The following is a 23,810-nucleotide window of genomic DNA, read 5'->3' as shown; positions in this document are numbered from 1 at the left end:
TGACCGGCCGAAAAGACCCGGTTGGCAGACCTGGTGACGTAGCTGACATGCCGTGTCCAACGGTAACGTGGGATGTCATCACCGTCACCGCTACCGACAGCGCACGCCGTTGAGCCAGGTTTTGAGCCCGGCCCCGGTGCGTATCGATGCGGGTCCGCCACTGCGCCCGCCGCGCTCACCGGACGCGGCCGTAATCGCCGTTGCGGCAACGTTGATCAGCGTCATCGGCGCGAGCCGGCCGTCGCTGTGGTTCGACGAAGCTGCCACCATCTCGGCATCGACGCACCGCTCACTGCCGGAACTGTGGCGATTACTCACCCACATCGACGCGGTACACGGCCTGTACTACCTGGTCATGCACGGCTGGTTCGCGGTCTTCCCCGCGACCGAATTCTGGGCGCGGGTGCCGAGCAGTCTGGCGGTCGGCGCCGGGGCCGCCGGTGTGGTGGTGCTGTCCCGCAGCTTCACCGGCCGGCAGGTATCGGTGTGCGCCGGTGCGCTTTACGCGATATTGCCGCGGATAACGTGGGCCGGCGTCGAGGCGCGCCCGTACGCGTTCTCGGCGATGGCTGCGGTCTGGCTCACCGTGCTGTGGGTGACCGCGGCCCGGCGTAACACCGTGCGACTGTGGGTGGGCTACGGCGTGGCGGTCGTGGTGGCGACGCTGCTGAACACGTTCACCGTCCTGCTGGTGGCGGTACACGCAGCGGCGCTGCGTGAGGTGGGTGGCGAGGGCTCGGCGCGGCGGAGATGGGCTGCGGCGGCGGGTATCGCGCTGGCCGCGTTGTCCCCATTCCTGTGGTTCAGCCAGGGGCAGATCCGGCAGGTCGCCTGGATTCGGCCGTTGAACCCGCACACTGCCATCGAGATCGTCCAGCAGCAGTACTTCGACAACAGTGTGCCGTTCGCAATCCTGGCGTGGCTGGTGCTCGTCGGCGCCGTCGTCGCCGTCCGGAACGGCACCCGCCGGTCCCCAGACGCCGAGACCCGACGGCTGGCGATGCTGTGCGTCAAGTGGATGTTGATCCCGACCCTGGCCACGCTGGCCTATTCGGTGCTGGTGAAACCAGTTTATTACCCGCGGTATTTGATCAGCACGGCTCCGGCGATGGCGATCGCGCTGGCGATCACGGTCACCACGATCGCCACTTCGCGCCGCGCCCTGATCGGCGTTATCGCCCTGCTGGCAATCGCAGCGATGCCCAATTACGTTGCCAATCAACGTGATCGCTACACCAAAGAAAAAGGCTGGGATTACAGCGCGGCGGCCGACGTGATCGTCGCGCACGCCCAGCCCGGCGACTGCCTGCTGATCGACAACACCACCAGGTGGCTACCCGGCCCGATCCGGGCGTTGACCGCCGCGCGCCCCGAGGCGTTCGCAAAGCTGACCGACCCCGGGCTGGGGCCGCACCGCCAAACCCTGGGGCGGCTGTGGGACGGGCACCTGTCGGTGGCGGCACTGAAGGACCAATTCGACCGCTGCCCAACGATCTGGGCGATCACCGATCACGACCGCAGTCTGCCGGCCCACCAGGCGGCCGTGGCGCTGCCGGTAGGCGCCCGCTTCGCCCGCACACCCGACGGCCAGATGCTGCACGCGCTGCGCTTCCACGTCGTCGAACGCTGGCAGTTCACCTTCGCCCAGGTGATCAAGGCCACCCGGTGATCGGCGCACTCAAGAGGCGGTCGGAAGGGGTTCGGCACCCCGGCTGGCCCGATAGGCGACCACGAATCCCATTGCGGCGAGCACAGCGAAGATCGCAAACAGCCAGCGGGCCGCGGGTTGGCCGGCGCTCATCGCGGTGTTGACCACCAGGCCGGCGATCCCCGCGCCGAACGCGCCACCGATCAGCGTCACGGTGTTGACGGCAGCGGCCGCGGTCCCACCCTCAGCGGGATCGTCGACGCAGCTCATCGCCCACGCCGACAGGTGCGGCCAGCCGGCGCCGACGCCGATGCCGACGACCAGCAGTGCCAGCGCCCAGATCGCGCCGACCGCGGTCGGGTTGTAGTGGCTCATCCGGGCGAACGCGACCACCGCCAAACCCGCCGACATCACCAGCGGCGCGCTGATCACCAGGCCGATGACCACCCGTACCTTGCTCACCGACGCGCTGGCGATCTCGCTGAAGGTCCAACCGGTCGACAACGCGGCGCCCAGGAAGCCGGCCATCACCGGCGGCAGGTGGGCCAGCCGCTGCCCGAGCAGCGGGATGTACAGGTTGGCCTTTGTGGTGGCCATCAGCAGGCCCAACGTCAGGTAGATCCACTTCTCCCGGCCCGGCTGGAACGCGCTGGACGGCAGCACCGCCGACGACGAGCGCCGGTCCACGACCAGAAACACGGCCAGCAGGGCCCCGCCAACCAGCAATAGCCCCATCGCGCCGATCAGGCTGCGCGGCAACTGCGCCACACTGACCGCCAGCGCGGCGCCGCCCAGCAGCAGCAACGACCGCACCGGGAACTTCACGGACTCGCCACGGTGCCCGGTACCCCCGGCCGGCAGCACCACACTGACCGCCACTCCCATCGCCACGGTCAGTATCGCCATGAGGCCGAACGCCCACCGCCAGATGCCGAACTGGGCGAATAGGCCGCCGGCTGCCGGCCCGACCAGGGTGCCGACACCCCACATGGCGGACACCAGCCCCGAGGCCCGGGTCCACAGCCAGCTGGGCAGGACGGCGTTGATCAGCGCCCACCCCAGCCCGGCCAACAGGCCGCCGCCCATGCCCTGCAGGGTGCGACCGATCAGCAGGACTTCCATCTGGGGCGCCAGCGCACAGAGCACCGTGCCCAGGCCGAACGACAGCAGCCCCAGCAGGTAGGCCGAGCGAGAACCCACGCGGACCAGCACCGCGTTGGCCGCGGCCGCGGCGATCACCGATCCGACCAGGTACAGGGTGGTCACCCAGGCGTAGAACCGCTCACCGCCGATGTCCTTGATGGTGTTGGGCAGCAGGCTGATCGTGAGGAACTCGTTGGTGGCGTACAGCGCCACCCCGCCGGCCAGCACGGCCGCGGTGCCCAGATAGCGCCTACCGAGCAGCTCACGCCAGCTGCCAGTGCTTACAGCGGAGTCATGCACCACTGTTTCAGTCAGTTCCACCACCGCTTGCAGTCAATCACGGATCACCATCACACGCGAAAATGGTCGCCTGCCTGGCGCGTCACTTGATGCCGGCCGCGTCCATGCCCCGCAGTTCCTTCTTGAGGTCGGCGATCTCGTCGCGGATCCGGGCCGCCAGCTCGAACTGCAGATCTCGCGCCGCGTTCATCATCTGCTCGGTGAGGTCCTTGACCAGGTCGGCCAGTTCGGCCCGTGGCATGTTGCTGGTGTCGCGGCCTTCGAAGACCCCGGCGCTGACCGCCCGACCGGGCTCGCCCTGGGCGCGCCGCCCGCGTGAGGCGTTGCGGCCCGACCCGGCGACCTCGATGGATTCGGTGTCCTCCACCTCCCGGTACACCTGGTCGAGGATGTCGGCGATCTTCTTGCGCAGCGGCTGGGGGTCGATGCCGTTGGCCTCGTTGTAGGCGACCTGCTTGGCCCGGCGGCGTTCGGTTTCGTCGATGGCCTCGCGCATCGAGTCGGTGATCTTGTCGGCGTACATGTGCACTTCGCCGGAGACGTTGCGGGCCGCGCGACCGATGGTCTGGATCAGGCTGCGGGTGGAGCGCAGGAAGCCCTCCTTGTCGGCGTCGAGGATCGACACCAGCGACACCTCCGGCAGGTCCAGACCCTCGCGGAGCAGGTTGATGCCGATCAGCACGTCGTAGTCGCCGAGCCGCAGCTGCCGCAGCAGCTCCACTCGGCGCAGCGTGTCGACCTCGGAGTGCAGGTAGCGCACCCGAATCCCCATCTCCAGCAGGTAATCGGTGAGGTCTTCGGCCATCTTCTTGGTCAGCGTGGTGACCAGCACCCGCTCATCGGCCGCGGTGCGCTGCCGGATCTCGGCGATCAGGTCGTCGATCTGGCCCTTTGTCGGCTTCACCACGACCTTCGGGTCCACCAGGCCGGTCGGGCGGATCACCTGCTCGACGAACTCGCCGCCGGCCTGGCTGAGCTCGTAGGGCCCCGGGGTGGCCGACATGTAGACCGTCTGGCCGATCCGGTCGGCGAACTCCTCCCAGGTCAGCGGCCGGTTGTCGCACGCCGAGGGCAACCGGAACCCGAACTCCACCAGGTTGCGCTTGCGCGACATGTCGCCCTCGTACATGCCGCCGATCTGCGGCACGGTGACGTGTGACTCGTCAATGATGAGCAGGAAGTCCTCGGGGAAGTAATCCAGCAGGGTGGCCGGGGGCGTGCCGGCGCCGCGACCGTCGATGTGGCGCGAATAGTTCTCGATGCCCGAGCAGAAGCCGACCTGGCGCATCATCTCGATGTCGTAGTTGGTGCGCATCCGCAGCCGCTGGGCCTCCAGCAGTTTGCCGTGGTTCTCCAGCTCTTCGAGCCGGACGGCCAGCTCCTGCTCGATGGTGGAGATGGCCTGCGTCATCCGTTCCGGGCCGGCGACGTAGTGGGTGGCCGGGAAGATGCGCAGCGAGTCGACCTTGCGCACCACGTCTCCGGTGAGCGGATGCAGGTAGTACAGCGCCTCGATCTCGTCGCCGAAGTACTCGATGCGGACGGCCAGCTCCTCGTAGGAGGGAATGATCTCGACGGTGTCGCCGCGCACCCGGAAGGAGCCGCGGGTGAACGCCATGTCGTTGCGGGTGTACTGGACGTCGACCAGCAGCCGCAGCAGGCCGTCACGCGGCACCTCCGCACCGACCTGCAACTCCACCGAGCGGTCCAGGTAGGACTGCGGGGTGCCCAGGCCGTAGATGCAGGACACCGAGGCGACCACCACGACGTCGCGGCGGGACAGCAGGCTGGAGGTCGCCGAGTGGCGCAGCCGCTCGACGTCGTCGTTGATCGAGCTGTCCTTCTCGATGTAGGTGTCGGTCTGCGCGATATAGGCTTCCGGCTGGTAGTAGTCGTAGTACGAGACGAAGTACTCGACGGCGTTGTGCGGCAACATCTCTCGCAGCTCGTTGGCCAGCTGCGCGGCCAGTGTCTTGTTGGGCGCCATCACCAGGGTGGGACGCTGCAGCCGCTCGATCAGCCAGGCCGCGGTGGCCGATTTGCCGGTGCCGGTGGCGCCCAGCAGCACCACGTCCTTCTCCCCCGAGGTGATGCGGCGTTCCAGGTCGGCAATGGCGGCCGGCTGGTCACCGGCCGGCCGGAACTCGCTGACGACGTCGAACCGGCCGCCGGCGCGGACGATGCCTTCCACGGCGTCTGCGGCGGGCCGGTACTCCGAATGCGCGACGATAGGGTGTTCGGTTGCGAAGGCCACGGAAGCCAGAGTAGGCCCGCCCGGCGACATGCAGAGCGCGCCAGCGCGATGAGGAGGAGCCGGGCAATAGGCTGGGCCTCCGACAGCGAGAGGCGGCCAGCGGTGCATCCACCCAAGGAAGAGACCTTCGACCTGCGCGGCTACACCAACACTGACCCCAAAGGGGTGGTGCGCGCCGTCGACGTCTACACGGTGCACCCGTGGGGCCTCTATATGGCCCGCCCCACCCCGGGCCGGGCCCAGTTCCACTACCTGGAGTCCTGGCTGCTGCCGTCGCTCGGGCTGCGTGCGACCGTCTTCCATTTCAGCCCCGGTCATGAACGCGACCAGGACTTTTATCTCGACGTCGGCGAGTACACCGCGGCACCGGAACGCTGGCACTCCCGGGACCACTACCTGGATCTGGTGGTCCGCACCGCATCCGGCGTCGAGCTCGCCGACACCGACGAGCTGATGGCCGCCGTCGCCGAGGGCCTGCTGAGCCAACACGACGCCGAACACGCGGTGCTGCGCGCGGTGGCGGTCGTCGACGGCCTGGCCCGCAACGGCTACGACCTGGACCGATGGCTGGCCGGTCAGGGCATGCCGGTGACCTGGCCGGTCAGCGATGGGCTTAGGGGGTCGCCACCGGGATCTCGGTAGTCGCCGGGTCATCGACCGCAGCTTCGGCCCCGCGGTCGGTCACGGCCGGCCGGTTGCGGGTGAGCGACGAGGTGGGCAGCACCTTGATCGGCCACCAGAACCAGCGGCCCAGCAGCGCCGCGATCGACGGCGTCATGAACGCTCGGATGATGAAGGTGTCGAACAGCAGACCCAGGCAGATCGCGGTTCCGGACTGACCGATCGAGACCAGGTCACTGCTGATCATCGCGCCCATGGTGAACGCGAACACCAGGCCCGCCTGGGTGGCCACGCTGCCCGAACCCCCGACGCCGCGGATGATCGCGGTGTTCATCCCGGCGCCGAGTTCCTCCTTGAATCGCGACACCAGTAGCAGGTTGTAGTCCGATCCCACCGCCAACAGGATGATCACGGTGAACGGCAGCACGAACCAGTGCAGTTGTAAGCCGAGGATGTGCTGCCAGATCAGCACCGACAACCCGAACGACGAGCCCAGCGAGACTGCGATCGTTCCGACGATCACCGCGGCCGCGACGAGGCTGCGGGTCAGCACCAGCATGATGATCATGATCAGGCACAGCGACGCCATCACCGCGAGCATCATGTCGTATCGCAGGAACTCGCCGATGTCGTGATAGGTCGGCGCCGTGCCGCCGATGTAGACCCGGGCGCCCTGCAGCGGAGTGCCCTTGATCGCCGCCTTGGCCGCGGTCAGCTCCTCCTCGGTCTTGGACAGCGCCGCGTTGCCGGCCGGGTCGCCCTCGTGGGTGACGATGATCTGCGCGGACTTCCCGTCCGGCGAGACCATCAACTTGAGGCCCTTCTGGAAGTCGGCGTTGTCGAAGGCCTCCGGCGGCAGATAGAAGAAGTCGTCGTTCTTCGCGGCGTCGAAGGCCTGCCCCATGACGGTCGCGGTATCGGTCATCCGCGCCATCTGGTTGATCATCCCGTTGAACGTGCTGTACATCGTCAGCATCGTTTCGCGGATGTCCTTGGAAATGGCGATCATCGGCGGCAGCTGCGCCACCATCTGCGGCATCAGGGTGTCCATGTGCTCCAGATCGCGCAGCATCGCCGTCATCTTGTCGCTGAGATTGTCGACCCCGTCGAGCCCGTCGAAGATCGACCGCAACGACCAGCACATCGGGACGCCCGAACAGTGCGGCTCCCAGTAGAAGTAGTTGCGCATCGGACGCCAGAAGTCGTCGAAATCAGCCATGTGGTCCCGCATTTCATCGGTAACCTGCTTCATCTCGGTGGTGTGGCCCACCATGTCGTGGGTGACCCCGGCCTGCTCCGACATCAGGGCGTGCATGCGCTCCATGATCTCGATCATCGAACCGAGCTGATCGGTCATGTGCAGCATGTCGGCCATCCGGCCCTTGAGATAGTCGAGGTTCTCCGTGATGGGCACCGACTGCATGCTCAGCTGGAATGGCACCGAGCTGTGGTCGATCGGCGCCCCCAGTGGCCGAGTGATGCTCTGTACCTTGTCGATTCCGTCCAGTCGGAAAATGTTCTTCGCGATCCGGTCCAGCACCAGCATGTTGCCCGGCGTCCGCAGGTCCTGGTCGGTCTCGACGAGCACGATGTCGGGGTTCATCCGGGCCTTGGAGAAGTGTCGATACGACGCCTCATAGCCCTGAATCGACGGCAGGCTTTTGGGGATGTAGTACTGGTCGTTGTAGTTCACGGAGTACGACGGCAGCACACCGATCCCGATCAGGGCGACGATCATGGTCACCACGAAGATCGGCCCGGGCCACCGCACGATCGCGGTCCCGATCCGGCGCCAACCCCGTGCCGAGAGTTTCCGCTTGGACTCCAGCAAGCCAAATCGAGTGCCCAGCAGCAGAACCGCGGGCGTGATCGTCATTGCCGCGGCGACCACGACCAGCATGCCGACCGCACACGGCACACCCATGGATGCGAAGTACGGCAGCCGGGTGAACTTCAGGCAGAACGTGGCGCCGGCAATCGTCAGACCCGAGCCCAGCACCACATGCGAAACACTGTGGTAGGTGGTGAAGTACGCGGTGATGCGGTCTTGACCCGCAGCCCTGGCCTCCTGATAACGGCCGATGAAGAAGATCGCGTAGTCGGTACCGGCCGCGATCGCCAACGAGGTCAGCAGGCTCACCGCGAAGGTGGACAGCCCCATGATCTCGAAGTGGCCCAGAACGGCCACGATCCCGCGCGCGGCACCCAGTTCGACGAAGACGGTGAACAAGATCAGTAGCACGGTCGCCATCGAGCGGTAGATCAGCAGCAGCATGACCGTGATCACCACGAAGGTGATCGCCGTCATCTTGAGCATGCTCTCGTCGCCGGCGTCGTTCATGTCCATCGTCAGCGCGGCCTGACCGGTCACATAGACATGCAACCCGGGCGGCGGCGCGCTGCCGTCGACGATGTCGCGCACCGACTGCACCGATTCCTTGCCGGTGGTGGTGCCCTGGTCGCCGACCAGGTTCAGCTGCACGTAGGCGGCGTGATCGTCCATGCTCTGGGCGCCACCGGCGGTGATCCGGTCACCCCAGAAGTCCTGCACGTACTCCACATGTTCGGTGTCGGCCCGCAGCTTCTCCACCAAGCCGTGGTAGTAGGTGCGCGCCTGGTCGCCGAGCGGCTCGTCGCCTTCCAGCAGGACCATCACCATGCTGTCGGAGTCGAACTGCTCGAAGTTGGCGCCTTGCTTCTTGATCGCCTGGTAGGACTGGGCGTCCTTGGCTGCCAATGACACTGAATGTGCCTTGCCGACCTCTTCGAGCTGCGGCACAACGACGTTGACGACGACGGTCAGCGCGAGCCACGCCACCACGACGAGGAGTGGCACCCGGTGAATGAACCGCGCGACACGGGAATGGGTGACGGTGGTCGGGGAAGGCTCGGTGGGCGTGCTCACCTCGCTCATGCCGACTTCACCAGACAGAAGACCTGGGCGTTATGGGTGTCGACCGTCTGCTCGTCGCGCACCTCGCCGTTGACGGTGATGCGGCAGCCGATCGAGCTGCTGTCGCCCTGGGCGACCACGTTGGCGAAGATGGAAGTCAGCTTGGTGGAGATAGTGAACGACCACGGCAAGGTCGTGAAATCGGCACGCTGCGGCTGCGAGTTCTCGTCAAGGTAGTTCACCTGGCCAGCCGTGCCATCCGGTCCGAACACTTCGTAGATGACATCTTTGGGGATCACGGGTCTGGACTCGTCGATGAAGGCGGTCGACGCGGGTTTGGGCGCCATCACCGCATGGATCCGAAAACCCGCAAAACCCGCCAACGTCGCCACCAGGACCACGACCATAGGAATCCAGGCGCGCTTCACGAAGTCAAAAATGTTCTTTCCCTTTCGCTTTCGCGGTAGGCCCAAAGGGCTCTAAAGATGTTGCAGGGGTTCCAGCAGGCAGACACAACGCCGGACCTCGTCTGACAAGGAACCGGCCTCCGGATCACGCGACCAGCGCTGGATGCCGGTGTTCGCCGTCGCCATCACCGCGCTGGCGACGACTTCGACGCGCCGATCGTCGCCGGGCAACTGCAGTCGCTGGGCGATCAGCTCGACCAGCTGCGTTTCCAGCTCGGCCAATTCGGCGGTGTGTAGCCGGAGCAGCTCCGGGATCTCGCAGATCATCCGCAGCAGCGTGGCGAGGCCAACCGAGTTCGCGGTGTGGACCTCGATGTGGTTTATCACCAGTTCGGCCACGTCGGCCATCAGACGTTCTGCGCCCGGCCCACTGCGCACCACGGCGCTGAGCTCCGGGTCGAACGGCGGGAACGGCAGCACCACCGATGTTTCCTTGTTCGGGAAGTAGTTGAAGAAGGTGCGTACACAGACGCCGGCCCGCTCGCTGATCATCGGCACGGTCACCGCGTCGTAGCCCTGCTCGGCGATCAACTCGACCGCCGCGCGATGGATGGCCGCCTCGGTTTCGCGCCGCCGGCGTTCCCTCAGCGAGCTGACCTGCGGCGCATCCACCCGGGAATCATTGCACACAATGCAAACTTTGCGCGCCATGCAAAGTTTGTGATTCCAGTCTCCTGGGCGTGTTGACTGTGACGCACGCTATGCCTGAAGGCCCGCGCTAAACTCCGCTGATATGAACGCCAAACTGCGAATCGGTGTCGCCGCTGCCACCACCGCAGCCGTGCTCGGGTGTGGTCAGCTGATCCCAGCGACGGCGGGGGCGGATGACAACGACAACACCACCGAGCTGCACAACGTCACCTACATCGCGAAGGTCGACGCCTGGTCCAGCGGCAACGTGGTCACGTTCATGCGCAACGACACCGAGACCGCCAGCGCGGACCTCGATGCGTTCGGAAGCCCGTTCGAGGCCAACACCGTGATGAGCGACCCCAGCAAGGCCGGCATGGTGATCCGGCTGCGTTTCCCGACCACCGCGACGGTGCATTGCGAGATCAAGGTCGATGACGTCACCACGGTCAAGAGCGAGCGCTTCATCAACACCTGGGGCAACACCAATGACCCCCACACCGGCGCGATGCTGTGCGGTGCACTGATCAGCAGCATGGCCTGATCAGGCCCTACGGGCGCCACCCGGTGTCGTCGGCCCATGCCCACGCCCGCCGGTAGGCGGTGTCGAACCACGGTTCCTTGACATCGCAGTACGCATCGATGTCACCGCCGGCCGCTGCGCGTTCGGCGTCGCGCTTGATCGCCAGATAGTCGGCCCGAGCCTCGGCATCAGCGGACAGCCAGGCCGGAAACAGCAGGGCGAACTGCTGATTGGGCCAGCCCTCGACCCGGATGTGGACGTTGGTGGCCCGTCCCGGGTCGGCGGAGGCGTGAAAACGCTTCTGCCACAACGCCGGGTCATCGGTGTGATCGAACTCGGCGACGGTGCTGCGGGCGTCGGGCTTGCCGCTGTCGGCGGTGATCGCCTCTTTGCGGGGATACCCGGCGCTCAACAGAGACTCGGCAAGTTCGTCGGCCATCGCCAAGGATTCGACCGTAACCTGCACGTCGATCACGTCTTTGGCATCCAGGCCGGCCACCGCCGTGGACCCGATGTGATCGACGCGGGTCGCCCGATGACCACAGGTGGTGCGCAGCCGGGCCAGGATGCGCTGCGCCTGGTCCGGCCAGGTCGGGTCGGCCGACATCAACTGCGTCGGGGACGGCACGGTTTGGCGGGTGGCAAGATTGTGCGCGAACGGCAGGATCCGCTGATGCCACAGCTCAAGTGCCTGCTTCGCCAGCTCCTCCGGGTCACCGGAATTGTCCAGCCAGACGTCGGCGACGTCGCGCCGCTGCGGCTCGGTGGCCTGTGCGGCGATCCGGGCTCGCGCGTCGGCCTCGGACATGCCGCGGTATTCGGTCAGCCGTGCCACGCGAGTCTCGACGTCCGCGTGCACCACGACCACCAGCGGGAACAGCGGCGCCATCTGGGATTCGACTAACAACGGGATGTCCTCGACGACCACCGCTTCCGCACCAGCCGCCGCGATCAACTCCGAACGGCGGTGCGCCACCAGCGGGTGCACGATGCCGTTGAGCGTGGCCCGCTTGTCGTCGTCGCTGAACGCGATCGCCGCCAGCGCCGGACGGTCCAAAGCTCCGTCCGGAAGCAGGATGCCCGGCCCGAAGGCCTCGACCAATTTGGCGAGGCCTTCGGTACCGGGCTCCACGACTTCACGGGCGATGACGTCACCGTCGACGATGACGCCACCGTGGCGGCTGAAGGTAGCCGACACCGTCGACTTACCGGCGCCGATACCGCCGGTCAGACCGATACGCAGCATCTGCGCCCCTTCAAACGCGCTGGGTGCTACTACGCGCTGTTGCCGGCGAGCTTCTCCCGCAGTGCGGCGAGCTGCTCGTCGCTGGCCAGCGAACCACCGGCCGGAGCCTCGTCGCGGTGCGAACCGTTGGCACCCGAGCGGGGCTCGGCGTGCTCGGCGGCGGCGAACTTCTCCATCTGCGTGGTGTGCATCTTGTGCCGGCGCTCGGCCTCGGCGTAGCGGGCCTCCCACTCGGTGCGCTGCTTGTCGAAACCGTCGATCCACTCGTTGGTGTCGGCGTCGAAGCCCTCGGGGAAGATGTAGTTGCCCTGCTCGTCGTAGCTGTCGGCCATGCCGTACTTCGAGGGGTCGAACTCCTCGGTGTAGTCCTCGTTGGCCTGCTTGAGGCTCAGCGAGATCCGGCGGCGGTCCAGGTCGATGTCGATGACCTTGACCATGGCATCGTCGCCGACCGCGACCACCTGGTCCGGGACCTCGACGTGGTGCTCAGCCAGCTCGGAGATGTGCACCAGACCCTCGATGCCCTCCTCGACACGGACGAACGCACCGAACGGCACCAGCTTGGTGACCTTGCCCGGGACGATCTGACCGATCGCGTGGGTGCGGGCGAAGTGGCGCCACGGGTCTTCCTGAGTGGCCTTGAGCGACAGCGAAACCCGCTCGCGGTCCATGTCGACGTCGAGCACCTCGACGGTGACCTCGTCGCCCACCTGAACGACCTCGGACGGGTGGTCGATGTGCTTCCAGGACAGCTCGGAGACGTGCACCAGGCCGTCCACGCCGCCCAGGTCGACGAACGCGCCGAAGTTGACGATCGAGGACACGACACCCTTGCGGACGGCGCCCTTCTGCAGCTGGTTGAGGAACTCGCTGCGCACCTCGGACTGAGTCTGCTCCAGCCAAGCACGACGGGACAGCACCACGTTGTTGCGGTTCTTGTCCAGCTCGATGATCTTGGCTTCGATCTCTTTGCCGATGTAGGGCTGCAGGTCGCGGACCCGGCGCATCTCCACCAGCGAGGCCGGCAGGAAGCCGCGCAGGCCGATGTCGAGGATCAGGCCGCCCTTGACGACCTCGATGACGGTGCCCTTGACGGCCTCGTCCTTCTCCTTGAGCTCTTCGATCGTGCCCCAGGCGCGCTCGTACTGGGCGCGCTTCTTGGACAGGATCAGACGACCCTCTTTGTCCTCTTTGGTCAGGACCAGAGCCTCGACCTCATCACCGACGGACACCACCTCGTGGGGGTCGACGTCGTGCTTGATGGACAGTTCGCGGGAGGGGATGACCCCTTCGGTCTTGTAACCGATGTCGAGCAGGACCTCGTCCCGATCAACCTTGACGATGGTGCCTTCCACGATGTCGCCATCGTTGAAGTACTTGATCGTTTTGTCGATGGCTGCGAGGAAGTCCTCGGCCGAGCCGATGTCGTTGACGGCTACTTGCGGCGAGGTGACGGTGGGACTTGGCATGTGTTGGGTTGCTCCGGACATTGTGGCGTAGTAGGGACGGGTGTTGTCACGCATGCTGGGCATGCGGTGGCCCACGATCTGGTCTCGGACTAGACGAGGACTACCTGTTGAGGCTACTCGACGCGTTGCACGCTGGACAAACCGGTGGCTACGCTCCCTCGCTATGCCTCAGATGCGGAACCGGCGGAGGGTCGGAGCGCCGCTCATCGTGATCGTCCTGCTCGCCATCCTCACCGTGTTCCTCTTACTGCTGTTCACCGCGGCCAACCCGGGCGGAACCCTGACAGCGCTGGTGCTGGCGAGCATCTCGATGCTGGTGGTGCTGTTGTGCTACCGGTGGCTGGATCGCTGGGAGCCCGAGCCGCGCCGGCTGCTGCAGCTGGCGTTCCTGTGGGGCGCGTCGGTGGCCGTGGTGCTGGCCGTCGGGTTGGAGACCTTCGGGTCCTCGGTGGCCACGGTGCGGCCGCTGGTATCGAAGGCCTTCGACATGGCGGCCATCCAGGCGCCGTTCATCGAGGAGGCCGCGAAGGGCCTGTTCCTGCTGGTCATGCTGACCGGACGCCGGCGGCTGGCGCTGAACTCGCTGACCGACTGCATGGTCTACGCGGGCGTGGTGGCGGTGGGTTTCGCCTGGATGGAGGACATCGTCTACATCGCGCCGGCCGACTCACCGGCCAAGATGGCCGCGGTGGCCATCGCCCGGCTGATCTTCGGCCCGTTCGCCCACCCGCTGTTCACCACGATGACCGGCATCGGGGTGTTCTTCGCGCTGCGTCGCCACGGGTTCTGGTCGAAGGCCATCGTGATCCTGCTCGGCTACCTGGCCGCGGTCGCGATGCACGCCTCGTGGAACGCCTCGCTGGCCATGGGCGGCGGGCAGCTCTTCCTGGTGACCTACGTGTTCTGGTTGGTTCCGGTGTTCCTGCTGATGGTGCTGCTGGGCATGCTGAGCCGCCGCCACGAACAGCAGCTGGTCGCCAGCAAGCTGCCCGGCATGGTGGCCAGCGGCCTGATCAGCGCCAACGAGGCGACTTGGCTGGGTTCGATCCGCAGCCGCAAGCTGGCGATCCGCGAGGCCACCCGCATCGGGGGCCGGCCCGCCGGCAAGGCGGTCAAGAAGTTCGCCGTCCAGGTGGTCCGGCTGGCGTTTATCCGGGACCGCATCGACCGGGGCTTCGGTGATCCCGAGGTGTTCGCGGTGCAGCAGGAGGACGCCTACGGGGTGGTGGCCGCCCGCACGGCCGCACCAGTGCTCTACACCATGGCCGGGTATCACTCTCCCCTGCCGGTGCGGCGCTGATCTCACGGAGGCATCGCGATGTCGCTGCGCAATCGCCTCACCGACTACTTCGGTATCCACCACCCGATCGTGCTGGCGCCGATGGCGCAGGCATCCGGCGGCCGGCTTGCGGCAGCGGTCACCCACGCCGGTGGGCTCGGTCTGCTGGGTGGGGGTTACGGCGACCCTGACTGGGTGCAGCGCGAATTCGATGCCGCCGGCGACGCTCACGTCGGATGTGGATTCATCACCTGGAGCCTGGCCCGCGCACCAGAAGCTCTGGCCGTCGCACTCAACCGAGACCCGGCGGCGATCATGCTGTCCTTCGGTGATCCCGAGGCCTTCGCCGGTGACATCCGCGACGCGGGGGTTCCGCTGATCTGCCAGGTGCAAACCCTGGAGCAGGCCGATGCCGCACTGCGGGCGGGAGCGAAAGTCATCGTCGCGCAAGGCGCCGAGGCCGGCGGCCACGGGATGTCGACCCGATCGACTCTGACGTTTGTTCCGGCCGTCGTCGACCTGGTGGCCGAACGCTCGCCGGAAACGTTCGTGCTGGCCGCGGGCGGGATCGCCGACGGCCGCGGGGTTGCCGCGGCGCTGGCGCTCGGCGCCGACGGAGTCTTGGTCGGCACTCGGTTCTGGGCCTGCAGCGAGGCGCTCGTGTCGCCCAGCGCTCACGAGCGCGTCATCCGGGCCAGCGGTGAGGACACCGTTCGCACCCGCGTCTACGACCTTGTGCGACAACTCGATTGGCCTGCCCGATACGACGAGCGGGCGCTGCGCAACGCGTTCCTGCAGAGCTGGCACGGCGACGAGAGCCACTTGCTGGCCAACCTGCCGGAGGCCATCGATGTCTTCCAGGCGGGGCTCTCCGCCGGGGATTTCGACATTGCGCACATCCTGATCGGCGAGGCCGTCGGCCTTATTCACGACGTCGCGCCCGCGGACGCCATCGTGGCGCAGATGGTGCAAGAGGCCACCCGAATCCTGAACCGCCGCTAGAAGGGCGGTGGGTCGTCGGGGTCGATGCCGGGGGCTACTTTCGGGAACCAGATGGCGTCGAACACAGCGCGTCGGGCTTGGCGGGCCTTGTGGTTCTGGTTGCGTTCGGTGGCGATGCGCGTTGCGCGGTGTTGGGCGCGGGTTCGTCGGCGGCGGGGCATCATCGCGGCGCGATCGCCACACCGGTCGTCGTCGCGTCGCAGCGGTGGCGGCAGTTCCCCGGTGGGTGCGCACAAGCGCGGGAAAAGCAGTGAACTGCCCGGAGTGGTGACATAGGTCTGCCCCGCCGGCGAGGTCAAGATCACCGTCCCATCGGGCAACTGCTGATCCTGCCAGCCCCAGAATGTCTTCACCAAATGATGTGTGCGGCAATAACATTTGAGGTTCGACGCATGCGTGGACCCACCGTCACCGTAGGCAATCGTATGGTCCAGATCGCAGTCAACCGCCGGACGATCACAACCCGGCCAGCGACACGTCAGATCCCGGCACCGCACAAAATCAGCCAACGCCTTCGAGGGCACATACCCCGGCTCCGGCGGGGCGTCGGCGGGATGCACCAACGACACCAACCGGGCCGATCGGGCGAGCTCGGCGATCAACTCCGGCGGGATCAATCCATCGGCTTCGACCAACGAGCCCGGCTCATCACCGGTCCCATCGAGGGTGGCCTGCTCGGCGATCACATGAAGCACCACCGGACCGGCCGCCGCCCGCCCCCCGGCGGCGCAATCCGGCCGCCCGCAGCGACACCCCAGCCGATCCGCCCGCGCCGCCAACGCCCCCATCGCATCGGCACGCCGCTCATCACGACTGCGCGGATCGTGTTCGCACACCGTGGCCGCCAACCCATCCAGCGCCTTGTCCAGGGCACGGGCATCAGGGGTGAACAAGCTGCCGTAAACCTCCGAGAACCCGCCCTCTTGGTCCTGAAACCCGATCTTCCGCTCCGCTTGGCGCTCTTTGCGGCGGCGCACCGCATCAGCGTCGGCCCTGGCGACGATCTTGTCGACCTTGCCGGCCAACCGACTCCTGGTCAGCGACGGCCACCTCACCACCTGCGCCGCCAACTGGCCATCGACGAGCGCCAACACCTCACGATCAGCAATCAGATCCGTGCGATACACCATCGTCTGAAACAACCGGATATCGATGTCGCCGGCCTTGAAAACCTCCGCCACCTGCGGCAACTGTTCTCGCATCGCCCGGGCATAACGCAGTCGACTGCCCGCGAGCCCTTGGCTGATCCGCAATGCCGCCGCCACCTCCGCAGCCACCGCCGCCTCGGTATCGACCGCCCACTCCTCGGTTTCGCTGCACCGGCCCAATCGCAGCGCGAACAACTCGCCGATCGCCACCAGTTGCGCGGCTGCGGCCCGATTCTCCGCGCGCGCCGACGCGCAGATCCGATCCACCAATGCAGCCGACTCCGGCGTACGCGACGGATACCGCCGCTCAAACCGCTCACTAAGCCGCGCGATCGACTCCGGAGACGGAACCCGCGACTGATCGAACATACGTTCGATTATAGCGTGCTCCACTGACTCAAACTTTCTGACAGGGTCGCGTTATTCACAACGCGGCCGTGAGGAGGAGGTTGAGTGGGTCATGGTCCGATCACGACGAACGAAGGTCCCTGCGGAGGAGAAAACCCGGCTGGTGCTGGCGGTACTGGCCCGGGAGATGACCGGTGCCGAGGCCGCCCGGCGGGGCGGCGGGGACGACAGTGGCCACCACCGAAGCGGCGACCGCTAGTGCGCGGCGGCGTCCCAACTGCGCCCGTAGCCCACCGCGACCTCCAGCGGCACGCTCAGCGGATAGGCGCTGCCCATCTTGTCGCGCACCAGCGCCTCCAACGGCTCGCGTTCCCCGTCGGCCACCTCGAACAACAGCTCGTCGTGCACCTGCAACAGCATCCGCGACTGCAAACCGGAGGCCTTGAGGGCTTGGTCGACGTTGATCATCGCGACCTTGATGATGTCGGCCGCGCTGCCCTGGATCGGGGCGTTGAGCGCGGCCCGTTCGGCGGATTCGCGGACTTGGCGGTTGCTGCTGTCCAGCTCCGGCAGGTAGCGCCGCCGGCCCAGCACAGTGGAGGTGTAGCCGTCCTTGCGGGCCTGCTCGACCACCTCGTGCAGGTACTCGCGCACCCGGCCGAACCGGTCGAAGTAGGCGTCCATCTGCTCTTTGGCCTCTTCGGTGGAGATCTTGAGCTGGGAGGCCAGCCCGTAGGCGCTCAGCCCGTAGGCCAGGCCGTAGGACATCGCCTTGACACGGCGGCGCATGTCCGGGGTCACCTCGTCGATGGGCACCGAGAACGCCCGTGACCCGACGAACGAGTGCAGGTCTTCGCCGGTGTTGAACGCCTCGATCAGGCCCTCATCTGCCGACAGGTGCGCCATGATGCGCATCTCGATCTGGCTGTAGTCGACCGTCATCAGCTCGGGGTAACCCTCGCCGACCACGAAGCCGTCGCGGATCTGGCGACCGGCGTCGGTGCGAATCGGGATGTTCTGCAGGTTTGGGTCAGTGGACGACAGCCGGCCGGTGGCCGCAATCGTCTGGTTCAGCGTGGTGTGGATCCGGCCATCGGAGGCAACCGATTTCAGCAATCCGTCGACGGTCACCTTCAGCCGGGTGACGTCGCGGTGGGTCAGCAGGTGCTCCAGGAACGGATGGCCGGTCTTGTCGAACAGGGACTGCAGGGCATCGGCGTCGGTGGTGTAGCCGGTCTTGGTCTTCTTGGTCTTGGGCATGCCCAATTCGTCGAAGAGCACCACCTGCAGCTGCTTGGGTGAGCCGAGGTTGATCTGCTTGCCGATCACCGCGTAGGCCGCCTCGGCGGCGTCGCGGATCTGGTCGCCGAACCGGCTCTGCAGCTGGCTCAGGTGGTCGAGATCGACGCCGATTCCGGCGGTCTCCAGCTCCGCCAGCACCCGCTGCAACGGCAGCTCGATGTCGACAAGCAGTCTGGACGAGTCGATGCGGGCCAGTTCGAGATCCAGCGCGTCGGCCAGGTCGGTAACGGCCCGGGCCCGCAGGATCGCGGTCTGCACGGCCTGATCGTCGATGCCCTCGGTGTCATCCAGCAGCGAAAGCTGTTGTTGTTCATCGGATTCGGCACGCAACTCCCGGCGCAGGTAGCGTACCGAGAGGTCGTCGAGGCTGAAGCTGCGCTGGCCGGGCCGCACCAGGTAGGCGGCCAGGGCGGTGTCGCAGGTGACGCCGTCCAGGGTCCAGCCGCGCCCGGCCAGGTCGTGGATGGCCAGTTTGGCCTCGTGCAGGGCCTTGGGCTTGGTCGGGTCGGCCAGCCAGGTGCCCAGCGCGGCGTCATCGTCGGCGGTCAGGGCCGCGGTGTCGAGGTAGCCGCCTTCACCGTCCGCCGACGCCAGGGCCAGCGCGGTGGCGTCGCTGTCGAAGCTGCGATGCGTGCCGATCACGGCCAGCCCGGTGCGGCGTCCGTCGGCGGCGTGTTCGGCCAGCCACGTCGCCACTGTGCCCGGCTCCAGCGCGCCGCCGCGCACCTCGAAGCCCTCCTCGGCTTCGGGCACGGCGCCGCCGGCGGTGGAGAGCGTGTCGAACAGCCGGTCGCGTAGCACCCGGAACTCGAGGTCGTCGAAGAGCTGATGGATCTGCTCACGGTCCCACGGCACCAGCCGCAGGGTGTCCGGCGTCTGGGCCAGCGGCACGTTGCGCACCAGGTCAGTCAGCTCGCGGTTGAGGATCACGGTGGACAGGTTGGCGCGCAACGCATCTCCGACCTTGCCCTTGACGGTGTCCACCTGGTCCACCAGCCCCTGCAGGGAGCCGTATTCGGTGATCCACTTCGACGCGGTCTTCTCCCCCACCCCGGGAATGCCGGGCAGGTTGTCGCTGGGGTCGCCGCGCAGCGCCGCGAAGTCCGGGTACTGCGCCGGGGTCAGGCCGTACTTCTCGACGACCGCGTCCGGGGTGAACCGGGTCAGGTCGCTGACGCCCTTGCGGGGGTAGAGCACAGTCACGTTCTCGTTGACCAGCTGCAGGGCGTCGCGGTCGCCGGTGACCACCAGCACCCGATAGCCCTCGGCGTCGGCCTGGGTAGCCAGCGTGGCGATCAGATCGTCGGCCTCAAAACCGGGCTCCGACAACGTGGTGATGCCCAGCGCGACCAGCACTTCCTTGGTGATGTCGATCTGGCCGCGGAACTCATCGGGGGTCGATGAGCGGGTGGCCTTGTACTCCGGGAAACGCTCCGAGCGGAACGTCTGCCGCGACACGTCGAACGCGGCGGCGACGTGGGTCGGGGCCTCGTCGCGGAGCAGGTTGATCAGCATTGCGGTGAACCCGTAGACGGCGTTGGTGGTCAGGCCGCTGCGGGTCTTGAAGTTCTCGGCGGGCAACGCGTAGAAGGCCCGGTACGCCAGCGAGTTTCCGTCCAGTAGCAGCAGCGTCGGTTTGGTCTGGGTCACGGCCCCAACTCTAGGCACCCGTCCCGACACGCAGGAACCGCCGCGCCCTGTCGACGAGTACCCGGGCGGCCGGGCTGCGCGGCCCCGACGCACGCCAGGCCAACACCAGCCGGCCCCGCAGCTCCGGCGTCAGGCGCAGTGCGTGCAGGCCCGGGCGGTTGCGCGCCATCGAGCGCGGCAGGATCGCGACCCCGAGTCCACGCTCGGCGAGCTCCGCCAACGCCTGCGGGGTGCTGGCCTCGAACGCGATCCGCGGCGAGACGCCGATCCCGGCGCAGGCTCGATCGAGCTGGCTGCGGATGCCGGTGCCGACGGGCAGGGTGATCAGCGGCCGCTGTCGCTGGGTCAATTGCGCAAGGCTGACCGTGGCAGCACCGGCCAGCTCGTCGGAGAGGCCTACCGCCGCGTCGACGGGCTCATCGGTGACCACCTCGATGTCCAGCCCGGGGGGCTGCTCGGCGGGACCGACCGAGACGATCGCCAGGTCCAGGTCCCCGCCGCGAACCGCCTCGATCAGCTCGTCGGAATTGGCTGTGCTGAGGGTGATTTCGACGTTCGGATACTCGGCGTGGAAGTCGGCGAGCAGCCCGGGTACGTCGACGGGGTGGGCGGTGACGGTGCCGATCGCGACCGTGCCGCGGACCAGCCGGCTGAGCTCGTCGACGGCCAGCCGCACGTCATCGACCGCCGCGAGTGCCGCTTTGGCATACGGCAGCACCGCCACACCGGCCGCCGTCGGGCGAACCTCCCGGCGGGAGCGGTCCAGCAGCCGCTGGCCGAGTTCGCGCTCCAACCGGCCGATCTGGGCGCTGACCGCCGGTTGCGCCACGTGGACCCGTTGTGCGGCGCGGGTGAAGTTGGCTTCCTCCACCACCGCGACGAAGTATTCGAGCTGCCGCAATTCCATAATTTTTGATTATAGTTTCCGGACTAATAAGATATTGGACTTATAGTTATCGGGCGGCGACGCTGGATTTCATGACTGAGACAGACGTTGTGATCGCCGGCGCCGGTATCGGCGGATTGACCACCGCACTGACCCTGCACGCGCGCGGGATCGGTGCCACCGTCGTCGAAGGTGCTCGGGAGCTGCGCCCGCTGGGTGTCGGCATCAATCTGCTGCCGCACGCGGTCCGAGAGTTGTCCGCCCTGGGGTTGGGCGAGCGGTTGTCTGAGCTGGCGGTCGCCCCAACATCGTTGGCCTACTTCGATACCCGCGGCCGGGAGCTGTTCCGTGAACCGCGGGGAATCGAAGGCGGCTATGAATTCCCGCAGTATTCGGTGCACCGCGGGGAACTGCACTTGCTGTTGCTCGATGCGGTGCGAGAGCGGTTGGGGGCGGGCACGGTACGGACCGGATCGCGGGTCACCGGGTTCGTCGACGACGGCGACGCGGTGCGGGTGCAGCTGGGTGACGACGAACTCCCGGGCGCTTTCTTGGTGGGCGCCGACGGGATTCATTCGGCGGTGCGCGCGCAGTTGCACTCCGGCGGCGACGACCTGCGGTGGTCCGGGGTGCGGATGTGGCGCGGCGCAGCTCCGGGAGAGCCGTATCTGGACGGGCAGACCATGGCGATCGTCAAGGCCGAGGACGGCACCGAGTTGGTGATCTATCGGATCGGCGGCGGCCTGATCAATTGGGTGTTGTTGGTCCCCGAAGCCCCGCCCGGGCCGCTGCCGGGCACCGCGCGCTGGAACCAGCGGTGCGATGCCGGGCAGGTGTTGGGCTACCTGGACGGCTGGGATGTGGATTGGCTCGATGTCACCGACCTGGTGGGGCGCACCGCCGACCCGCTGGAGTACCCGATGGTCGATCGCGATCCGCTGCCGTGGTGGGGCCGGGGACGGGTGACGCTGCTGGGCGACGCGGCCCACCCGATGTATCCGGTGGGCGCCAACGGCGGATCGCAGGCCATCTTGGACGCCCGTGCCCTGGCAGACAGCCTGGCAGCGCATCCGGACACGGGCCTGCGGGTCTATGAGGAGCACCGCCGGGACGCGACCGCGGCGGTGGTGGCCGCCAACCGGGCGATGCACCGCAGCGGCGCCATCCTGCGGCCGGACCACCTGGCCCGCGTCGCCGCCACCTACCGGCGCGACACCAGTGCCGACCGGGCGCAGGTCTGAACTTAGAACACGTTTCAGTTTCGCCGTGCCAGTTGGGTACGCTGACCGAGTGCCAGATGTAGCCTCGCAGCCCGCGATCGACGGGTGGTTTGCCACCGACGACGCCGGCCTCCCCCACCTGATCGGCGCCAAGTGCCCGCAGTGCGGCACCTATGTGTTCCCGCCGCGTGAGAACAACTGCCCCAACCCGGCCTGCGACGGCGATGTGTTGGAGCCGGTCGCGCTGTCGCGGCGCGGCAAGGTCTGGAGCTACACCGAGAACCGGTACCTCCCGCCGTCCCCCTACCCGCCGAGCGACCCGTTCGAGCCGTTCGCGATCGCCGCGGTGGAGCTGGCCGACGAGGGCCTGATCGTGCTGGGCAAGGTCGTCGAGGGCACTCTGGCCGCGGACTTGACGGTCGGCATGGAGATGGAGCTGACCACCATGCCGCTCTACACCGACGATGACGGCGTGACGCGCACCGTCTACGCGTGGAAGAAGGTGGACGCATGAGCCCCCGCGGCGACGATGCAGAGCAGAGCTTGCGGAGCGATGAGGAGGAGTCGCGGTCATGAGCACTGAGCCGCTGTACATCCTGGGTGCGGGCATGCACCCGTGGGGCAAGTGGGGCCGCGACTTCACCGAGTACGGCGTGGTCGCCGCTCGTGCCGCGCTGGCCGACGCCGGCCTGAACGCACAGCAGATCCAGTTCATCGCCGGCGCGGACACCATCCGCAACGGCTACCCGGGCTTCATCGCCGGTTCGACGTTCGCCCAGAAGCTGGGCTGGAACGGGGTTCCGGTGTCGTCCTCGTATGCCGCCTGCGCCTCCGGTTCGCAGGCGCTGCAGAGCGCCCGGGCCCAGATCCTGGCCGGGTTCTGCGATGTGGCGCTGGTGATCGGCGCCGACACCACCCCCAAGGGCGCGTTCGCCCCGGTCGGCGGTGAGCGCAAGAACGACCCGGACTGGCAGCGGTTCCACCTGATCGGGGCGATGAACCCAGTCTACTTCGCGCTGCTGGCCCGCCGCCGGATGGACCTCTACGGCGCCACCTCCGAGGACTTCGCGAGCGTGAAGGTGAAGAACTCCCGGCACGGCCTGTCCAACCCGAATGCCCGCTACCGCAAGGAATCCGCAGTTGCCGACGTGCTGGCCAGCCCGGTGGTCTCCGACCCGCTGCGCCAGCTCGACATCTGCGCCACCTCCGACGGCGCGGCTGCGCTGATCGTGGCCAGCGCCGAATTCGCCCGCAAGCATCTGGGTTCGCTCGAGGGTGTGCCGTCGGTGCGCGCGGTGTCCACCGTGACCCCCCGCTACCCCCAGCACCTGCCCGAATTGCCGGACATCGCAACCGATTCCACCGCCGTGGTGGCGGCCCCGGAGCGGGTGTTCAAGGACCAGATCCTGGACGCCGCCTACGCCGAGGCCGGGATCGGACCCGAGGACGTCAGCCTGGCCGAGGTCTATGACCTGTCGACCGCGCTGGAGATCGACTGGTACGAGCACCTGGGCCTGTGCGCCAAGGGCGAGGGCGAGCAGCTGCTGCGCAGCGGCGCCACCACCATCGGTGGCCGGGTGCCGGTGAACCCGTCCGGCGGGCTGGCCTGCTTCGGCGAGGCGATCCCGGCGCAGGCCATTGCCCAGGTGTGCGAGCTGACCTGGCAGCTGCGCGGTCAGGCCACCGGCCGGCAGGTCGAGGGCGCCACGGTGGGCGTCACCGCCAACCAGGGCCTGTTCGGGCACGGCTCGTCGGTGATCGTCGCCCGCTAGCCCTGGCAC

General features: G+C 67.3%; 18 protein-coding genes and 1 pseudogene. 9 read left to right on the top strand and 10 right to left on the bottom strand.

Features of this window, described 5'->3' with window-relative positions; all coding sequences use genetic code 11:
• The first annotated feature begins 52 nt into the window (after positions 1–52).
• Positions 53–1,669 carry a glycosyltransferase family 39 protein gene (locus NM962_20925; GenBank protein UVO12302.1) on the top strand — a complete coding sequence of 539 codons (1,617 nt, stop codon included), beginning with the start codon at positions 53–55 and terminating at the stop codon, positions 1,667–1,669.
• A 9-nt stretch (positions 1,670–1,678) separates the two neighbouring features.
• On the opposite strand, the gene NM962_20920 is transcribed toward NM962_20925, so the two are convergent.
• Positions 1,679–3,106, bottom strand: a complete 1,428-nt coding sequence (locus tag NM962_20920) for an MFS transporter (GenBank protein UVO14869.1) — start codon at positions 3,104–3,106, stop codon at positions 1,679–1,681.
• A 67-nt stretch (positions 3,107–3,173) separates the two neighbouring features.
• Complete coding sequence (gene uvrB / locus NM962_20915; GenBank protein UVO12301.1) at positions 3,174–5,345, bottom strand: excinuclease ABC subunit UvrB; 2,172 nt, start codon at positions 5,343–5,345, stop codon at positions 3,174–3,176.
• 102 nt (positions 5,346–5,447) lie between these two features.
• Between uvrB and NM962_20910 the strand changes: the two genes are divergently transcribed.
• The gene (locus NM962_20910; protein ID UVO12300.1) at positions 5,448–5,987 is read left to right on the top strand and encodes a DUF402 domain-containing protein; all 540 of its coding nucleotides are present in this window, start codon (positions 5,448–5,450) and stop codon (positions 5,985–5,987) included.
• Here the strand turns inward: NM962_20910 and NM962_20905 are convergent.
• The 3 genes from NM962_20905 to NM962_20895 form a co-directional block, all read right to left on the bottom strand.
• On the bottom strand, positions 5,959–8,880 hold the full coding sequence (locus tag NM962_20905; GenBank protein ID UVO12299.1) for an MMPL family transporter: 2,922 nt from the start codon (positions 8,878–8,880) through the stop codon (positions 5,959–5,961). The two genes, NM962_20910 and NM962_20905, sit on opposite strands and share 29 nt — an antisense overlap.
• Positions 8,877–9,266, bottom strand: a complete 390-nt coding sequence (locus tag NM962_20900; protein ID UVO14868.1) for an MmpS family protein — start codon at positions 9,264–9,266, stop codon at positions 8,877–8,879. Before NM962_20900 ends, NM962_20905 begins: the two co-directional genes overlap by 4 nt.
• 72 nt (positions 9,267–9,338) lie before the next feature.
• Complete coding sequence (locus tag NM962_20895; GenBank protein UVO12298.1) at positions 9,339–9,956, bottom strand: TetR/AcrR family transcriptional regulator; 618 nt, start codon at positions 9,954–9,956, stop codon at positions 9,339–9,341.
• A 103-nt stretch (positions 9,957–10,059) separates the two neighbouring features.
• On the opposite strand from NM962_20895, the gene NM962_20890 reads away from it, so the two are divergent.
• The gene (locus tag NM962_20890) at positions 10,060–10,500 is read left to right on the top strand and encodes a hypothetical protein (GenBank protein UVO12297.1); all 441 of its coding nucleotides are present in this window, start codon (positions 10,060–10,062) and stop codon (positions 10,498–10,500) included.
• A 7-nt stretch (positions 10,501–10,507) separates the two neighbouring features.
• On the opposite strand, the gene coaE is transcribed toward NM962_20890, so the two are convergent.
• Both coaE and rpsA read right to left on the bottom strand, forming a co-directional pair.
• Entirely contained in the window at positions 10,508–11,725 is a 1,218-nt protein-coding gene (coaE, locus tag NM962_20885) for a dephospho-CoA kinase (protein UVO12296.1), read from the bottom strand.
• Between the two features lie 29 nt (positions 11,726–11,754).
• A complete protein-coding gene (gene rpsA / locus NM962_20880) occupies positions 11,755–13,194 on the bottom strand; it encodes a 30S ribosomal protein S1 (protein ID UVO12295.1) in 1,440 nt (479 codons plus the stop codon).
• A 163-nt stretch (positions 13,195–13,357) separates the two neighbouring features.
• On the opposite strand from rpsA, the gene NM962_20875 reads away from it, so the two are divergent.
• Positions 13,358–14,494, top strand: coding sequence for a PrsW family intramembrane metalloprotease (locus tag NM962_20875; protein ID UVO12294.1), 1,137 nt, complete (start codon positions 13,358–13,360; stop codon positions 14,492–14,494).
• An 18-nt stretch (positions 14,495–14,512) separates the two neighbouring features.
• Positions 14,513–15,475 (top strand): nitronate monooxygenase, encoded by a 963-nt coding sequence (locus tag NM962_20870; protein UVO12293.1) that lies wholly within the window; start codon positions 14,513–14,515, stop codon positions 15,473–15,475.
• Here NM962_20870 and NM962_20865 read toward each other — a convergent pair.
• The gene (locus tag NM962_20865) at positions 15,472–16,992 is read right to left on the bottom strand and encodes an HNH endonuclease (GenBank protein ID UVO12292.1); all 1,521 of its coding nucleotides are present in this window, start codon (positions 16,990–16,992) and stop codon (positions 15,472–15,474) included. The two genes, NM962_20870 and NM962_20865, sit on opposite strands and share 4 nt — an antisense overlap.
• 91 nt (positions 16,993–17,083) lie before the next feature.
• Between NM962_20865 and NM962_20860 the strand changes: the two genes are divergently transcribed.
• Complete coding sequence (locus tag NM962_20860) at positions 17,084–17,230, top strand: hypothetical protein (GenBank protein ID UVO12291.1); 147 nt, start codon at positions 17,084–17,086, stop codon at positions 17,228–17,230.
• Here the strand turns inward: NM962_20860 and polA are convergent.
• Both polA and NM962_20850 read right to left on the bottom strand, forming a co-directional pair.
• Positions 17,227–19,923 carry a DNA polymerase I gene (gene polA, locus NM962_20855; GenBank protein ID UVO12290.1) on the bottom strand — a complete coding sequence of 899 codons (2,697 nt, stop codon included), beginning with the start codon at positions 19,921–19,923 and terminating at the stop codon, positions 17,227–17,229. The genes NM962_20860 and polA overlap by 4 nt on opposite strands.
• Positions 19,924–19,933: 10 nt before the next feature.
• Entirely contained in the window at positions 19,934–20,830 is an 897-nt protein-coding gene (locus tag NM962_20850) for a LysR family transcriptional regulator (protein ID UVO12289.1), read from the bottom strand.
• A 71-nt stretch (positions 20,831–20,901) separates the two neighbouring features.
• Between NM962_20850 and NM962_20845 the strand changes: the two genes are divergently transcribed.
• From NM962_20845 to NM962_20835, 3 genes and pseudogenes are all read left to right on the top strand, one after another.
• A complete protein-coding gene (locus NM962_20845; protein UVO12288.1) occupies positions 20,902–22,050 on the top strand; it encodes an FAD-dependent monooxygenase in 1,149 nt (382 codons plus the stop codon).
• A gap of 49 nt (positions 22,051–22,099) precedes the next feature.
• Positions 22,100–22,605: pseudogene (locus NM962_20840) on the top strand (OB-fold domain-containing protein).
• Positions 22,602–23,801: a lipid-transfer protein gene (locus NM962_20835; protein UVO12287.1), complete on the top strand. Its 1,200-nt coding sequence runs from the start codon at positions 22,602–22,604 to the stop codon at positions 23,799–23,801. The pseudogene NM962_20840 and the gene NM962_20835 overlap by 4 nt, the downstream one beginning before the upstream one ends.
• Positions 23,802–23,810: the final 9 nt, after the last annotated feature.

The sequence above is a fragment of the Mycobacterium sp. SVM_VP21 genome, from assembly GCA_024758765.1.
Classification (GTDB): Bacteria; Actinomycetota; Actinomycetes; order Mycobacteriales; family Mycobacteriaceae; genus Mycobacterium; species Mycobacterium heraklionense_C.
This window is presented reverse-complemented; position numbering and strand designations above follow the sequence as displayed.

Bases quoted from the DNA above. Each gene is read 5' to 3' on its own strand.
- NM962_20860 (UVO12291.1), top strand. From the start codon at position 17,084: ATGGTCCGATCACGACGAACGAAGGTCCCTGCGGAGGAGAAAACCCGG.
- NM962_20865 (UVO12292.1), bottom strand. From the start codon at position 16,992: ATGTTCGATCAGTCGCGGGTTCCGTCTCCGGAGTCGATCGCGCGGCTT.
- NM962_20875 (UVO12294.1), top strand. From the start codon at position 13,358: ATGCCTCAGATGCGGAACCGGCGGAGGGTCGGAGCGCCGCTCATCGTG.
- NM962_20850 (UVO12289.1), bottom strand. From the start codon at position 20,830: ATGGAATTGCGGCAGCTCGAATACTTCGTCGCGGTGGTGGAGGAAGCC.
- NM962_20845 (UVO12288.1), top strand. From the start codon at position 20,902: ATGACTGAGACAGACGTTGTGATCGCCGGCGCCGGTATCGGCGGATTG.
- NM962_20900 (UVO14868.1), bottom strand. From the start codon at position 9,266: ATGGTCGTGGTCCTGGTGGCGACGTTGGCGGGTTTTGCGGGTTTTCGG.
- coaE (UVO12296.1), bottom strand. From the start codon at position 11,725: ATGCTGCGTATCGGTCTGACCGGCGGTATCGGCGCCGGTAAGTCGACG.
- NM962_20835 (UVO12287.1), top strand. From the start codon at position 22,602: ATGAGCACTGAGCCGCTGTACATCCTGGGTGCGGGCATGCACCCGTGG.
- rpsA (UVO12295.1), bottom strand. From the start codon at position 13,194: ATGCCAAGTCCCACCGTCACCTCGCCGCAAGTAGCCGTCAACGACATC.
- NM962_20890 (UVO12297.1), top strand. From the start codon at position 10,060: ATGAACGCCAAACTGCGAATCGGTGTCGCCGCTGCCACCACCGCAGCC.
- NM962_20870 (UVO12293.1), top strand. From the start codon at position 14,513: ATGTCGCTGCGCAATCGCCTCACCGACTACTTCGGTATCCACCACCCG.
- NM962_20905 (UVO12299.1), bottom strand. From the start codon at position 8,880: ATGAGCGAGGTGAGCACGCCCACCGAGCCTTCCCCGACCACCGTCACC.